This window comes from Streptomyces sp. NPDC026673 (assembly GCF_040638135.1).
In the GTDB taxonomy this organism is placed as follows: domain Bacteria; phylum Actinomycetota; class Actinomycetes; order Streptomycetales; family Streptomycetaceae; genus Actinacidiphila.
This window is the reverse complement of the sequence record NZ_JBEZXR010000001.1, coordinates 1-13,917: the sequence shown is the minus strand read 5'-3', so window position 1 is coordinate 13,917 and position 13,917 is coordinate 1. Positions and strand designations below refer to the sequence as shown.

Here is a 13,917-nt window from a genome sequence, read left to right as displayed (position 1 = left end):
TCGCGTGGGATTCCCGCGGGAGGCCTCAGAGGGTCTTGCCGGTGGCGGTGCCGACCAGCAGCCGGTCGCCGGCCCGGTCGACCCGCACCGTGTCGCCGTCCCTGACCTCCCCGGCCAGGATCTCCCTGGCCAGCTGGTCGCCGATGGCGGTCTGCACCAGGCGGCGCAGCGGACGGGCGCCGTAGGCGGGGTCGTTGCCCTCCTCGGCGAGCCAGTCCAGGGCCCCGTCGGTGACGTCGAGGACGATCCGCCGGTCGCGCAGCCGGGCCGCGAGGCGGTCGGTCTGCAGCCGGGCGATGCGGCGCAGCTCGTCCTTGTTCAGCGCGGTGAAGACCACGATGTCGTCGAGCCGGTTGAGGAACTCGGGCTTGAAGGACGCCCGCACCGTCTCCAGCACGCTCTCCTTCTTCTGCTCGTCGCCGAGCACAGGGTCGACCAGGTACTGGCTGCCGAGGTTGGAGGTGAGGATGAGAATGGTGTTGCGGAAGTCCACCGTGCGGCCCTGGCCGTCGGTGAGCCGGCCGTCGTCGAGCACCTGGAGCAGGATGTCGAAGACCTCGGGGTGGGCCTTCTCCACCTCGTCCAGCAGCACCACGGAGTACGGGCGGCGGCGCACCGCCTCGGTCAGCTGGCCGCCCTCCTCGTAGCCGACGTAGCCGGGCGGGGCACCGACCAGGCGGGCGACGGAGTGCTTCTCGCCGTACTCGCTCATGTCGATGCGGACCATCGCCCGCTCGTCGTCGAAGAGGAAGTCCGCGAGCGCCTTGGCCAGCTCCGTCTTGCCGACACCGGTCGGGCCGAGGAAGAGGAACGAGCCGGTGGGGCGGTCGGGGTCGGCGATGCCGGAGCGTGAGCGGCGCACCGCGTCGGAGACCGCGCGCACGGCCTCGCCCTGGCCGATCAGGCGCTTGCCGAGTTCGTCCTCCATGCGCAGCAGCTTCTGGGTCTCGCCCTCCATCAGGCGGCCGGCCGGGATGCCGGTCCAGGCGGCGACCACGTCGGCGACGTCGTCCGGGCCGACCTCCTCCTTGACCATGGTCTCCCGCTTGGCCACCTCCTCGGCCTCGGTGGCCTCGGCCAGCTCCGCCTCCAGCTTCGGCTTCTCGCCGTACAGCAGCTTGGACGCGGCCTCGAAGTCGCCGTCGCGCTGGGCGCGCTCGATCCGGGTGGTCAGGTCGTCCAGGCGCTCCTTGAGCTCGCCGACCCGGTTCAGGCCCTCCTTCTCCTTCTGCCAGCGGGCGGTCAGACCGCGCAGCTGCTCGTCCTTGTCGGCGAGGTCCTTGCGGAGCTTCTCCAGGCGCTGCTTGGAGGCCTCGTCGGTCTCCTTCTCCAGCGCCATCTCCTCCATGCGCAGCCGGTCGACGGAGCGCTGCAGCTCGTCGATCTCGACGGGCGAGGAGTCGATCTCCATGCGCAGCCGGGAGGCCGACTCGTCCACCAGGTCGATGGCCTTGTCGGGCAGGAAGCGGGCGGTGATGTAGCGGTCGGAGAGGGTCGCGGCCGCGACCAGCGCGGCGTCGGCGATCTGCACCTTGTGGTGCGCCTCGTAGCGCCCCTTGAGTCCGCGCAGGATCGCGATGGTGTCCTCGACGCTCGGCTCGGCCACCAGCACCTGCTGGAAGCGGCGCTCCAGGGCCGGGTCCTTCTCGATCCGCTCGCGGTACTCGTCGAGGGTGGTCGCGCCGACCATGCGCAGCTCGCCGCGGGCCAGCATCGGCTTGAGCATGTTGCCCGCGTCCATGGCGGAGTCGCCGCCGGCGCCCGCGCCGACCACGGTGTGCAGCTCGTCGATGAAGGTGATGATCCGGCCGTCGCTGGCCTTGATCTCCGCCAGGACGGCCTTCAGCCGCTCCTCGAACTCGCCGCGGTACTTGGCGCCGGCGACCATCGCGCCCAGGTCGAGGGCGACCAGGCGCTTGTTGCGCAGGCTCTCGGGCACGTCGCCCTTGACGATGCGCTGGGCCAGGCCCTCGACGACGGCGGTCTTGCCGACGCCGGGCTCTCCGATGAGCACCGGGTTGTTCTTGGTGCGCCGGGACAGCACCTGCACCACGCGCCGGATCTCGTTGTCCCGGCCGATGACCGGGTCGAGCTTGCCCTCGCGGGCCGCCGCGGTGAAGTCCGTGCCGTACTTCTCCAGCGCCTTGTACGTGCCCTCGGGGTCGGGTGTCGTCACGCGCTGACCTCCCCTGATCTGCTCGAAGGCGTCCTGCAGCCTGCTGCCGGTCGCACCGTACTGCTTCAGCAGCTCACCGGCCGCGCCGCCCTTGAGGGCGATGCCGATGAGCAGATGCTCGGTGGACACGTACGCGTCCCCGAGTTCCTTCGCGCGCCCCGCCGCGTCGGCGATCACGGCGAGCAGGTCGCGGTTCGCCTGCGGCGGCGCCACCGTGCTCCCCTGGACGCTGGGCAGCCCGCCCAGCAGGCGCTCGGCCCCGGACCGCACGGCGGCGGCGTCCGCGCCGGTGGCCGCGAGGACGTCCAGCACGCTGTCGTTCTCCGGCTGCTCCAGCAGCGCCAGCAGCAGGTGCGCGGGGGTCAGATCCGCATGCCCGGTCGAGACCGCCTTGGTGTTGGCGGCGTTCAGGGCCTCCCGGCTCTTGTTGGTCAGCTCGGCATCCACGTGCGCGTACTCCTCCTTCTCGGCCCACCATCGAAGCTGCCTTTTCCAGCGTAAGACAAGTTGAGTCTATTCCACTCAAGGTTGCTTTCCAAGGCGGGAGCGCGGCGCGGGGTGCCCTCCCCACGGGTACGGCCCGGCCGCACCCCCCGCTCACCCCGGTACCGTCGGTGCCATGGCCATCGACCCGCGCTCCCCCGACCCCGGCTACCTCGCCTTCTGGCGGGAGTACCTCATGAGCACCCTCACCACCCACCGCGCCGACGGCACCCCGCACGTCGTGCCGGTTGGCGTGACGTACGACCCGGAGGCCGGGCTCGCCCGCGTGATCACCAACAAGGCGAGCCGCAAGGTCGCCCACATCCTGGCCGCCGGCGCGGACGGCGCCCGGGTCGCCGTGTGCCAGGTCGACAAGGGGCGGTGGGCGACGCTGGAGGGCGTGGCCCGGATCAACACCGACCCGGACGCCGTCGCCGACGCCGTCCGGCGCTACGCCGATCGCTACGGCCGCACCCCCGCCCCCAACCCCGACCGGGTCGTCGTCGAGATCGCGCTGACCCGCGCCATGGGCCGCGCCTGAGCCCCGCGGCCGTGCGGCCCTGCCGATCCCATCCCGCAAACACCCCTGCGTGCTGCATGATTGACGCTCCGGATGATTCGGGCGACGTACGGCTACGGGGAGGTGCCCGGCTGTGGCACGGGTTGTGGGAATCGATCTGGGCACGACGTACTCCGCGGTCGCGGTGGCGGACCGGACCGGCACCGCGTCCATCGTCCGCAATCGCGAGGGCGAGAACATCACCCCGTCCGTCGTGATGTTCCAGGGCGGCATCGTGGTCGTCGGATCGCAGGCGAAGCGGTCCGCGGCCACCGCCCCGGACCACGTGGTGCAGTTCGTCAAGCGCTACATGGGCGAGCCCACCCCCGTCTACACCTCGGAGTCCGGCACCCCGTTCCGTCCCGAGGAGATCTCCGCGCTGATCCTCAAGCGGCTCAAGGAGGACGCCGAGATGATGCTCGGCGAGTCCGTCGAGCGCGCCGTGATCACCGTCCCCGCCTACTTCGACGACGCCCGCCGCAAGGCCACCCAGGACGCCGGCCGGATCGCCGGCCTGGAGGTGCTGCGGATCGTCAACGAGCCGACCGCGGCCGCCCTCGCGTACGGCCTGGACCGGGACGAGGACGAGCGGGTCGGCACCGTCCTCGTCTACGACCTCGGCGGCGGCACCTTCGACGTCACCGTGATGAGGGTCGAGGACGGCGAGTACGACGTCATCGCCACCGACGGCGACCGCAACCTCGGCGGCTTCGACTGGGACGGCGCGCTGATGGAGCACCTCAACGGCGCCTTCATGGCGGCCGGCGGCCCCGACCTCACCGACGACACCGCCACCCTCGCCGAACTGCGCGACAAGGCGGAGATCGCCAAGCGCACGCTGTCCAACGCCCCGCAGGCCGTCGTCATGCTCTCGGCCGGCGGCCGCCACGAGCAGATTCGCGTCACCCGCGAGAAGTTCGACGAGCTCACCGCGGAACTGCTGGACCGCACGCGCATCCTCACCGAGGGCGTCCTGGAGGAGTCCGGACTCACCTGGGACGACATCGACAAGGTGCTGCTCGTCGGCGGTTCCACCCGGATGCCGCAGGTCCCCGCCCTGGTGGAGGGGCTGTCCGGGAAGGCCGCGGAACGCGGCGTCAACCAGGACGAGGTGGTGGCCCTGGGGGCCGCGCTGATCGCCCTGGACGCCGAGGTCCGCGCCGAGCAGGCCGCGGAGCGGAAGAAGTACCTCGGCAGCGGCGCCCACGTGGAGTCCTCCCCCGGCGACGGCCTCGCCCGGCTCACCAAGGGCAGGGTCACGTCCATCAAGGACGTCACCTCGCAGTCCCTCGGGATGGTCGCCGTGCACGACGACGCCCCCGGCGCGCCCGAGTACAACGCGGTGATCATCCCGCACAACACCACGGTGCCCGCGAAGAAGAGCGACACCTTCTACACGATCAGGGCGCGCCAGACCGCGCTGCGCGTCCAGGTCACCGAGGGCGAGGGCGAGGACCTGGACTACGTGAAGGTCGTCGGCGAGAGCACCCTGAAGATCCCTCCGTACGCCAAGGGCGCGCCCTTCGAGGTCTTCTACGCCTACGACGTGGACGGCATCATCCACGTCGAGGTCAAGGACCTGACCTCCGGCGAGTGGCTCGGCGAGTTCGAGGTCGAGCGCCCCGACAACCTGGGGGGCGAGGAACTGGCGGAGCTCAGCGACCGCGTGTCCCGCACCGCGGCCCTCTGACCGGAGCGGGAGCCGACGCCCCATGACCACGACCGACGTACCCGACTACTACGCCGAGTTCGGGATCGGCGCCGGCGACTCCGCCGAGGAGATCGGCAGAAAACTCGACCGCGAGCACCGCAGCTGGGCGGGGAAGGCGAGCAAGGCCCCGACCGCCGACAAGCGCCGCGCGGCCGAGGACAAGGTGCGACGCGTCCTGGAGGCCCGCAGGGCGCTCACCGACCCCTCGGCCCGCGCCCTGTACGACCGGCGGCTGGCCCGGTCCCGCACGAAGGGGCCGGGGCCCCTGGACCCGGAGTCCGGCCGGCCCGCCCCGGGCGGCACCGTGCGCGACTGGGTGGGCATCGCCGAGCGGAACATCGAGGACGGCGACCTCCAGGCCGCCGAGTACGAGCTCCGCCAGGCCGTGCACCACGACGACCGCAACGCCTACGCCTGGGGGCTGCTGGGCGTCGTCCACCAGGACCTCGGCGCCTATCAGGACGCCCTGCACGAGCACCGCCGGGCGCTGGAACTGGAGCCGGACGACGCCGCGAGCCACTTCCGCATCGGCACCGTCCACACCGCGCTCGGCGATCACCACACGGCCCTCACCTGGTATCTGACGGCCGCCGAGCTGGCGCCGGGCGACCTGGAGACCGAACTCGCCATCGGCGACGGCCTGTACGCCTCCTCCCGCTTCGACGACGCCCTGACCTGGTACGAGAAGGCCCTCGCCCACAGCCCCCGGCACCCGGGGCTGCGCGACCAGATCAGCCGCATCTGGTCGTTGCGCGCCGAGAGCGCGATGATCACCCACCCGGCCAGCCGGCGGCTGGTCGTCGCATCCGAGGAGGACGCGCGGCGCATCCTGCACTGCGTCGACCAGGGCCTGGCCGTACGCCCGGCCGACCCCGACCTGGTGGGACGGCTGGAGTTCTACCGGGGGCTGGCCCGCGAGTCCCTGGGCAAGACCTGGCGGTGGCACAAGGCCATGGCCTGGGTGGTCGTCCCCGCCGCCATCGCGGTGTTCCTGCCCATCGGGACCGCCTACACCCTGCTCGTGGCGGCGGCGGCCGTCGCGCTCGTCGTGTGGATCGGCTTCAAGCCGCGCTGGTGGCACACCCGCGCCTCCCTCCCCCGGCACCTCCTCAACTCGCCGCAGCAGTCCTGGAGCCGCGCATGAGCACCCCTCCGCCGCAGCCGCCGCAGGCCCCGCCCCTGCCGCCCGGTCCGCCCGCGCCACTGGGTCCGCCCGGTCCGCCCGGTCCGCCGGTACCGGCGGTACCGGCCGTGCCACCGCAGCCCGCCGAGCCGCCCCGGCCCGCGGAAACGTCCCGGTCGGCCGGGACCGCCCCCGCGCCCGAACCCCCCGCGGACGCCGCCCCGCAACCCGGTCCGCAACCCGGTCCGCAACCCGGCCCGCAGGCCACGGCGGAACCCGCGCCGGACCCCTTCGCCGTGGTCGCCGACGCCGTCGACGGTCTGCGCGAGGAGATGGCCGCGCTCGGCGACCAGTTCCGCCGCCGGCTGCTCAACGACCGCGAGCAGCGGCGCGGACTGGACGAACTGCGCGCCGAACTCGACCACGCACGCAAGGCCGCGGAGGGCCGGCTGGTGCAGCCGTTGCTCTACGACCTCGTCCTGCTCCTGGACCGGATCGACCGGCACCTCGGCCTCGACGGAGGCTTCGCCGACTCGGTCGGCGCCGAGCTGCTGACCGTCCTGGAGAAGTACGGCATGACCCGCATCCCGGTCACCGCCGGGCGCTTCGACCCCGCGCTCCAGGAGGCCGTGGGCACCGTCCCCGCGCCCCGGCCGGAGCTCGCCGGCGACGTCGCCGAGGTCGTGCGCCACGGCTACCGCATGGGGGACCGCGTCATCCGCCCCCAGCAGGTCCGCGTGCACACGGCCGAATGAGCGCGAAGAGCGCGAAGCCCCAGGACCCAGAAGCCCGAAGACCCCGATGACCCCGAGGAACCAGGGAGCCCCGGATTGCCCAGGACCACTCAGCTGCGGACGTACACCATCAGGCCCGAGATGCTCGACGCCTGGCTCGCCCTGTGGCACGCGGAGATCGTGCCGCTGCGCCGGGCCCACGGCTTCGACATGGGGCCGGCCTGGGTGGACCGCGAGCGCAGCCGGTTCGTCTGGCTGATCGCCTACGAGGGGGCGGACGGCTTCGCCGCGGCCAACGCCCGGTACTGGAACAGCCCCGAACGGGAGCGGATGCCGCTGCAGCCCGAGGACTACCTCGTGGACAGCGAGGTCCGCGAGGTCGAACCGGCCTGAGCCACGGCCCACAGCACGGCCGCCGCCCAGACCGGCAGCCACGCGGCGGCCACCAGCGCGCCCGCGCCGACCGCCGCACCCGCGACGCCCATCTCCCGGCGCCGGGACCACGCGGATCCGGCGCCGCCCACCACCAGCAGCGCCGCCACGACCGGGACCGGCACCAGCCCCGCGTACCGCGGCACGCCCACGTCCCCGTACGCCGCGAGCCCCACGCTCACCAGGACCAGCGCCATCAGCCCGGCGATCCACCAGGGCCCCTCGCGACGCGCCCCCAGCCGCAGCCCGGCCCACATCGCCACCGTCGCCAGCGCCACGTCCAGACCCGCGGCGCCCCCGTTCGTCCCGAGCGGCACCGCACCGGCCACCGTCCCCGCGGCCAGCCCCACGACGACTCCGGCTTCCACGCCTCTGTGCGGCATACGGGGCGTGTTCCCCACCACGCGACCCACACGCCCGCCCCGCCCCGCACGGCCACCCCTTCGGCGGACACCGGACCGGTACGGCACGGCCTGATCACGAGCACCCGAATCGACTTGGCACGGGTGTTCGGTGCCTGTCAGGATCTTGCCCCTCAGGGAGGGATCTTTGACCGCATCCATACGCGCCCGCGCCACCGCGCTCGCGCTCGCCACGGCCGCCACCGGATTCGCGGTGCCCGCCGGCACCGCCCACGCGGCGACCACCTGCTCCACCGGGGTCTGGCTGGCGTCCTACTACGCCAACACCACCTTCAAGGGCACCCCGAAGAAGACCGCCTGCGACACCTCGATCAACGAGAACTACGGCACCGGGGACCCCGCCGGCGTCACCCTGCCGAAGGACAACTTCGGCGTCCGCTGGAGCCTCACCCGCGACTTCGGCTCCGGCGGGCCCTTCACCTTCACCGCCGCCGCCCGTGACGGCATCCGCGTCTACCTCGACGGCACCCGCAAGATCGACCTGTGGAAGGACGTCTCCACCACCCGGAACAAGACGCTCAACCTCACGATCCCCAAGGGCAAGCACACCCTCCGCGTCGACTTCGCCGCGTTCAAGGGCAGCGCCAACGTCAAGTTCACCTACGCGCCGCGCACAACGGCATCCGTGGACAAGACGAAGCCGCTGGCACCCACCGGTCTCAAGGCCCCGGCCACCGGCCACGCGTTCACGCTCGCGTGGACGCGGGGCGCGGAACTGGACCTCGCGGGGTACCGGGTGCACCGCCGTACGGGCACGGGCGCCTGGACGCGGATCAGCGGCAGCGCCCTCGTCACCACCACGGGCTACCGCGACCTGCCGGCGGCCACGGGGGCCACGTACTCCTACGCGGTCTCCGCCGTCGACAAGGCCGGCAACGACTCGGGCCTGTCGGCCGCGGTCACCGTCACGTCGATCGACGAACAGGCCCCGGCCGCGCCGACCGGCCTGAAGGCCGCGGCGACCGCCGACGGCAGGGGCTACACGCTCACCTGGAGCCCGAACGCGGACACGTCGGCGTACCAGGTGTACCGGTCCACGTCGGCGGACGGCCCGTGGACGCTCCTCGGCACCGTTGCCGCCCCGTCGTACACGGACACCAAGGTCGCCACCAGGACCCAGTACTTCTACACGCTCATCGCGATGGACGCCGCCACGAATATCTCCGGCAGGTCGGCGGCCGCGAGTGCGGCCCCGCTGGCGATCCGGCCGGACGCGCCCCGCAACGTGGCGGCGATCGCCTCCGGGAGCGTCATCGCCGTCAAGGTGACCTGGAACCTTCCCAGGGAACAGGCCGTCGGGTCGTACACGGTGTACCGCTCGACCACCTCTCCGGTGGACCCGGCCACCGCGACCGCCCTGAACTGCGCCATCCGCGGGGAGGGCGAACTCGGCGGGGACACCGCCCAGTTCAGCTGCACCGACAGCGCATCCCTGCGGCGCGGCGTGACGTACCACTACGCCGTCACCCAGACCGCCGACGGGCTCGAGTCACCCCTCTCCGGCGAGGCCGCCGTCACCTTCCCCGGCGACGAGGAGCCCCCGGCCAAGGTCGCCGGTCTGACCGTTGTGCCGACCGAGTACGGGGTGCGCCTGCACTGGGACCCCAACACCGAGCCGGACCTCGCCCGTTACACGGTCTACCGCGGTGAGCTGTACGAGGACGAGGAAGGGCGGGTCTGCTACGACCCCCACGCGGTCGAGTGGCTGAGCCCGGGCACCACCGAGTACCTCGCCGAGCGGCTGCCCGACGGCGAGAAGGGCTGCTACTTCGTCGACGCGCAGGACACCTGGGGCAACTCCCTCTTCCTCTTGGAACGCGACACCAATGTGGTGGAGTTCACCGAGCTCGACCTCACCCCGTCCGTCGGGACCCCCGAGGGTTCCCCGGTCGACTTGACCGCCTACGACGTCAGCGACGGCGTGCGGCTGGGGTGGAAGGACGTGGCCGACGCCGTCGGTTACCTCGTCTACCGCTGGGACCGCGACACCGGCCGGTACGAGAGCGTCACCCCGGAGCCGGTCACCGGCACCGCCTGGACCGACACCACCGCCGCCCGCGGCACCACCCACTTCTACTGGGTGCGCGCCGTGTACGCGGACGGAACGGAGTCGCTGCCCGGAGGGGCCTACGCGATCGTGACACCGTAACGCCCCGGGACAGCCGGAAAAGGGCGGGCCTTGCGATAATCGCAAGGCCCGCCTTACTCTGTGGACATGGACCCATGTGTCATCGAACGCGTACGCACCGTGATGGACGCGGCGGCGATGACCAAGGCCGCCTTCGCCCGGTCGGTCGGGCTCACGCCCGACAAGCTGTCGAAGTCGCTGAGCGGGGTACGCCGCTTCACCTCGCTCGACCTGGCGCTGATCGCGGAGGCCGGCGGCACGACCGTGGACTGGCTGCTGACCGGCGCCGAGCCGCTGCGTCCCGCGCTCGCGGCCCGCACGCGAGGCGACACCTCCGCCGATTCGGCGGGGGCACAGGAGGTCACCGCGCGGTTCGCGACCGCGTACGAGGTGCTCGAACTGCTGGGCCGCGCCGCGCCGTTGCCCGAGGTCCCGGAGCCCGACCCGGCCCTGGACCGCTACGCGGCGCAGGGCGAGCGGCTGGCGGCCGAGGCCCGGGAGCGCCTGCGGGTCGCGGAGATGGCGACGGACGAACTGATCGCGGCGCTGGAGGACCGTTTCGGCGTGGACGTCGCCATCACCGGGCTTCCCCAGGGTGTGGACGGCCTGGCCTGGCAGGCCGACGCCTTCCGCCTCGTCCTCCTCGCGCCCACCGACCTGTGGACGCGGCAGCGCTTCACCCTCGCGCACGAGCTCTGCCACATCCTCGCCAAGGACGCGCGGAGCGTGATCCTGGAGTCCCGCGTCGCCCCCGGCCGGCAGAAGGACCTGGCCGAGGTCCGGGCCAATGTCTTCGCCTCGCATCTGCTGATGCCCGCGCGGGAGCTGACAGAGGCCGCGGCTGCGGCTGCGGCTGCGGAGGGCGCAACGGCGGAGGCCGCGACGGCGCAGGACGGGCTCTCGGACGCCGTCTTCGAGCGGCTGGTCGTGCGCTTCCGGGTGTCGCCCAGCGCGCTCGCCGCCCGGCTCCACCAGCTGGGGCTGATCGACGCCGCACGCCGCAGGCGGCTACGCGTCCTCACCACGGAAGCCTGCCACCTGCTGACGGGTGCCGGCGACGACTACCAGAAGCAGGCCTCCCGGGCCTCGGCGGAACGCTTCCCGCCGCGCGTCGCGTCGGAGCTGTACAAGGCGTATCTGGCGGGGGAGACGACCCTGCGCCCGCTGGCCGCGCTGCTCGGTACGGACGTGGAGCGGCTGCACGGCCTCCTGGCCCCCGAGCCGACCCCGGGCAACGGCTTCGAACAGCAGGACGCGGAAGAAGGGGATCCGGTCTTCCAGCCATGACCACCTGGTGGTTCCCCGACAACACCGTGCTGTGCAACTTCGCGGCCGTCGACCGGCTGCTCCTGCTGGAGAAGGTGCTGGACGGGCGCGGCCGCTGGACCCAGGCGGTGGCCTGGGAGGCAGCCCGTTCCGCGCGCTTCCTGCCGCGGCTGGACGGGCTGGCCGAGGCCGGCTGGCTCGGCGAGCCCGTGGAGATCACCGACACCGCCGAGCTCCGGGAGGTCGACCGGCTGCGCCGCGCGGTCTTCGGCGGCCCGTCCCACGCGCCGACCAGGCATCTCGGCGAGGCCGAGACCTGCGTGCTGATCACCCGGCGCCGCGAGTTCCGGGGCTCCGTCTGGATCACCGACGACCGCTCGGCCCGTGACTTCGCGCGCCGGCGCGGCATCACCACCAAGGAGACCTTCGACCTGATGCGGGACGCCTGCGCCGAAGGGCTCGTCCCCGCGGCGGAGGGCCACCTCCTGCTGCACGCGATGGTCGCCTCGGGGCGCTTCCTGCACCGCGTGTCGCAGGGGCCCGAGGATCTGAGGCCCTCGGGGCCCCGAGGCCCCTCGGGGCCGTAGGGCCTACGCCCCGCTCACTCCGGCCGCTTGGGCCGCCACACCACCAGCGCGGAGGTCTGCTGGACGTCCTGATACGGCACCAGGTCACGCCGGTACGAGGCGTGGACGGCCGCCTCGCGCTGCTGCATCGCCGCCGCCGCGCCCTCCAGGGCCGCGGACAGCTCGGCGACCCGCGACTGCAGGGCCGCCACCTGGTTCTCCAGCTCGATGATGCGCTTGATGCCGGCCAGGTTGATGCCCTCGTCCTGGGAGAGGCGCTGGACCTCGCGCAGGAGTTCGATGTCACGAGCCGAATAGCGGCGGCCGCGCCCGGCCGTGCGGTCCGGGGAGACCAGGCCGAGGCGGTCGTACTGGCGCAGGGTCTGCGGATGCAGACCCGAGAGCTGGGCCGCCACCGAGATCACGTAGACGGGGGATTCGTCGGTCAGCTCGTACGGGTTGCGGCCCCGTCCGCCACGCATTCCACCGCTCGTGTTCATCGGCTCAGACTCCCTTCGCGGCCTTGAACAGCTCTTCCCGCGGATCGGTGTCCGCGGTCGCCACTCGGTACGCCTCCAGGGCGTCCAGCGCCTTTCCCTCGGTCGCCGACGGGACGGCGACCTCGACGGTGACCAGCAGATCCCCCCGCGTGCCGTCCTTGCGGACCGCGCCCTTGCCGCGGGCCCGCAGCGTGCGCCCGTTGGGCGTGCCGGCCGGCAGCTTGAGCGTCACGGCGGGACCGCCGAGCGTCGGGACCTTGATCTCCCCGCCCAGCGCCGCCTCCACGAAGGTGACCGGCACGGTGACGGTGAGGTTGTCGCCCTTGCGCCCGAAGACCGGGTGCGCGTCGACGTGCACGGTGACGTACAGGTCGCCGCCCGGGCCGCCGCGCTCGCCCGGGGCGCCCTTGCCGCGCAGCCGGATGCGCTGCCCGTCCGTGACACCCGCCGGGATGCGCACCTGCATGGTGCGCGCCGAGCGGGCCCGGCCGCTGCCGTTGCAGACCTCGCAGGGGTCCTGCGCGATCAGGCCGCGGCCCTTGCAGTCCGCACAGGGGTCGGTGAGCGAGAAACTGCCGCTGCCGCCGCGCGAGACCTGGCCGGTGCCGACGCAGGTCGGGCACACCCGGGGCGTGCCGTTCTTGTCACCGGTGCCGGAACATGCCTTGCAGGCGGCCTGGCTGGTCATCTTCAGCGGCACGGTGGCGCCGTCCACCGCCTCGGTGAACTTCAGCGTCACCTCGGTCTCGATGTCCTGGCCGCGCCGCGGCTGCGTACGGGTCGTACCGCCGCCGCGGTTGAACAGCCCGCCGAACACGTCCCCGAGACCGCCGCCGAAGCCGCCGCCCTGGGTGGTGCCGCCGGGAGCGCCACCGAAGAGGTCACCGAGGTCGAAGCCGAACCCGCCCGCACCGGCCGGACCGGTGCGGAAGCCGCCGTTGCCGAAGAGGGCGCGGCCCTCGTCGTACTCCTTGCGGCGCTTGGGGTCCGACAGGACGTCATTGGCCTCGGAGATCTCCTTGAAGCGCTCCTCGGCCTTGGCGTCGCCCTTGTTGGCGTCCGGGTGGAACTCGCGGGCGAGCTTCCGGTACGCCTTCTTGATCTCCGCCTCGGTGGCGTCCTTGGGAACGCCGAGGACCTTGTAGAGATCCTTCTCGAACAAATCCCTGCTGATGCTCATCCGCGGCGTCCCTCCTTCCCTGCGTTACCCACGTCAGCCCTGCTCGGGGCCACCGTTCTCCTCGTCCGCCGTGTCGTCGTTCTTCTGCGTGCCCTGCGAACCCGGCTGGGGTTCGGCGACGGCCACCCGCGCGGGGCGGATGGTGCGTTCACCGATGCGATACCCGGGCTGCAGGATCTGCACGCAGGTCGTCTGTGTGACGTCCGGCGAGTAACTGTGCATCAAGGCCTCGTGCACCAGCGGGTCGAAGGGCTCGCCCTCCTTGCCGAACTGCTGCAGGCCCATCTTGGCCGCGACCGTCTCCAGGGACTCGCCGACCGACTTGAACCCGCCGACCAGCTCCTTGTGGTCCCGGGCGCGGCCGATGTCGTCGAGCACCGGGAGCAGTTCGGTGAGCAGGTTCGCGATCGCGATCTCGCGGACCGCGATCCGGTCCCGCTCCACCCGGCGGCGGTAGTTCTGGTACTCCGCCTGGAGCCGCTGCAGATCCGCCGTGCGCTCACCGAGCGCCGTACGCACCTGATCCAGCTGCGCCTGCAGAGCCACGCCTGCGTTCGCGTCCCCGGCCGGGGCCGCCGGGCCCGCCTGGTCGGCGGACCCGGCGCCGGGCCCCGCGGCGCCGGGGGACTCCCCCGGC

General features: G+C 72.6%; 13 protein-coding genes. 8 read left to right on the top strand and 5 right to left on the bottom strand.

The window, feature by feature from the left end; all coding sequences use genetic code 11:
* Window positions 1-25: 25 nt before the first annotated feature.
* Window positions 26-2,623, bottom strand: a complete 2,598-nt coding sequence (gene clpB / locus AB0F62_RS00065; RefSeq protein ID WP_361790015.1) for an ATP-dependent chaperone ClpB — start codon at window positions 2,621-2,623, stop codon at window positions 26-28.
* 172 nt (window positions 2,624-2,795) lie between these two features.
* Between clpB and AB0F62_RS00060 the strand changes: the two genes are divergently transcribed.
* The 5 genes from AB0F62_RS00060 to AB0F62_RS00040 all read left to right on the top strand — a co-directional run bounded on the left by AB0F62_RS00060 (window position 2,796) and on the right by AB0F62_RS00040 (window position 7,179).
* A complete protein-coding gene (locus tag AB0F62_RS00060) occupies window positions 2,796-3,200 on the top strand; it encodes a TIGR03618 family F420-dependent PPOX class oxidoreductase (protein WP_361790012.1) in 405 nt (134 codons plus the stop codon).
* 112 nt (window positions 3,201-3,312) lie between these two features.
* Window positions 3,313-4,908: an Hsp70 family protein gene (locus AB0F62_RS00055; RefSeq protein WP_361790009.1), complete on the top strand. Its 1,596-nt coding sequence runs from the start codon at window positions 3,313-3,315 to the stop codon at window positions 4,906-4,908.
* Between the two features lie 22 nt (window positions 4,909-4,930).
* Window positions 4,931-6,073 carry a tetratricopeptide repeat protein gene (locus AB0F62_RS00050; protein ID WP_361790006.1) on the top strand — a complete coding sequence of 381 codons (1,143 nt, stop codon included), beginning with the start codon at window positions 4,931-4,933 and terminating at the stop codon, window positions 6,071-6,073.
* Window positions 6,070-6,807 carry a nucleotide exchange factor GrpE gene (grpE, locus tag AB0F62_RS00045; protein ID WP_361790003.1) on the top strand — a complete coding sequence of 246 codons (738 nt, stop codon included), beginning with the start codon at window positions 6,070-6,072 and terminating at the stop codon, window positions 6,805-6,807. Before AB0F62_RS00050 ends, grpE (AB0F62_RS00045) begins: the two co-directional genes overlap by 4 nt.
* A 75-nt stretch (window positions 6,808-6,882) precedes the next feature.
* Window positions 6,883-7,179 carry an NIPSNAP family protein gene (locus AB0F62_RS00040; RefSeq protein ID WP_361790000.1) on the top strand — a complete coding sequence of 99 codons (297 nt, stop codon included), beginning with the start codon at window positions 6,883-6,885 and terminating at the stop codon, window positions 7,177-7,179.
* Here the strand turns inward: AB0F62_RS00040 and AB0F62_RS00035 are convergent.
* Window positions 7,137-7,601 (bottom strand): hypothetical protein, encoded by a 465-nt coding sequence (locus tag AB0F62_RS00035; RefSeq protein WP_361789997.1) that lies wholly within the window; start codon window positions 7,599-7,601, stop codon window positions 7,137-7,139. The two genes, AB0F62_RS00040 and AB0F62_RS00035, sit on opposite strands and share 43 nt — an antisense overlap.
* A gap of 166 nt (window positions 7,602-7,767) precedes the next feature.
* Here AB0F62_RS00035 and AB0F62_RS00030 point away from each other — a divergent pair, with 166 nt between their 5' ends.
* From AB0F62_RS00030 to AB0F62_RS00020, 3 genes are all read left to right on the top strand, one after another.
* A complete protein-coding gene (locus AB0F62_RS00030) occupies window positions 7,768-9,789 on the top strand; it encodes a PA14 domain-containing protein (protein WP_361789994.1) in 2,022 nt (673 codons plus the stop codon).
* A gap of 66 nt (window positions 9,790-9,855) precedes the next feature.
* Window positions 9,856-11,055: an ImmA/IrrE family metallo-endopeptidase gene (locus AB0F62_RS00025; RefSeq protein ID WP_361789991.1), complete on the top strand. Its 1,200-nt coding sequence runs from the start codon at window positions 9,856-9,858 to the stop codon at window positions 11,053-11,055.
* Window positions 11,052-11,621: a hypothetical protein gene (locus AB0F62_RS00020; RefSeq protein ID WP_361789988.1), complete on the top strand. Its 570-nt coding sequence runs from the start codon at window positions 11,052-11,054 to the stop codon at window positions 11,619-11,621. The genes AB0F62_RS00025 and AB0F62_RS00020 overlap by 4 nt, the downstream gene beginning before the upstream one ends.
* 14 nt (window positions 11,622-11,635) lie before the next feature.
* On the opposite strand, the gene AB0F62_RS00015 is transcribed toward AB0F62_RS00020, so the two are convergent.
* The 3 genes from AB0F62_RS00015 to grpE (AB0F62_RS00005) all read right to left on the bottom strand — a co-directional run.
* The gene (locus tag AB0F62_RS00015; protein WP_361789985.1) at window positions 11,636-12,100 is read right to left on the bottom strand and encodes a helix-turn-helix domain-containing protein; all 465 of its coding nucleotides are present in this window, start codon (window positions 12,098-12,100) and stop codon (window positions 11,636-11,638) included.
* 4 nt (window positions 12,101-12,104) lie between these two features.
* A complete protein-coding gene (dnaJ, locus tag AB0F62_RS00010; RefSeq protein WP_361789982.1) occupies window positions 12,105-13,280 on the bottom strand; it encodes a molecular chaperone DnaJ in 1,176 nt (391 codons plus the stop codon).
* Window positions 13,281-13,313: 33 nt separating this feature from the next.
* Window positions 13,314-13,917, bottom strand: a 604-nt coding sequence (gene grpE, locus AB0F62_RS00005) for a nucleotide exchange factor GrpE (protein ID WP_361789979.1), incomplete at its 5' end; no start/stop codon positions are given.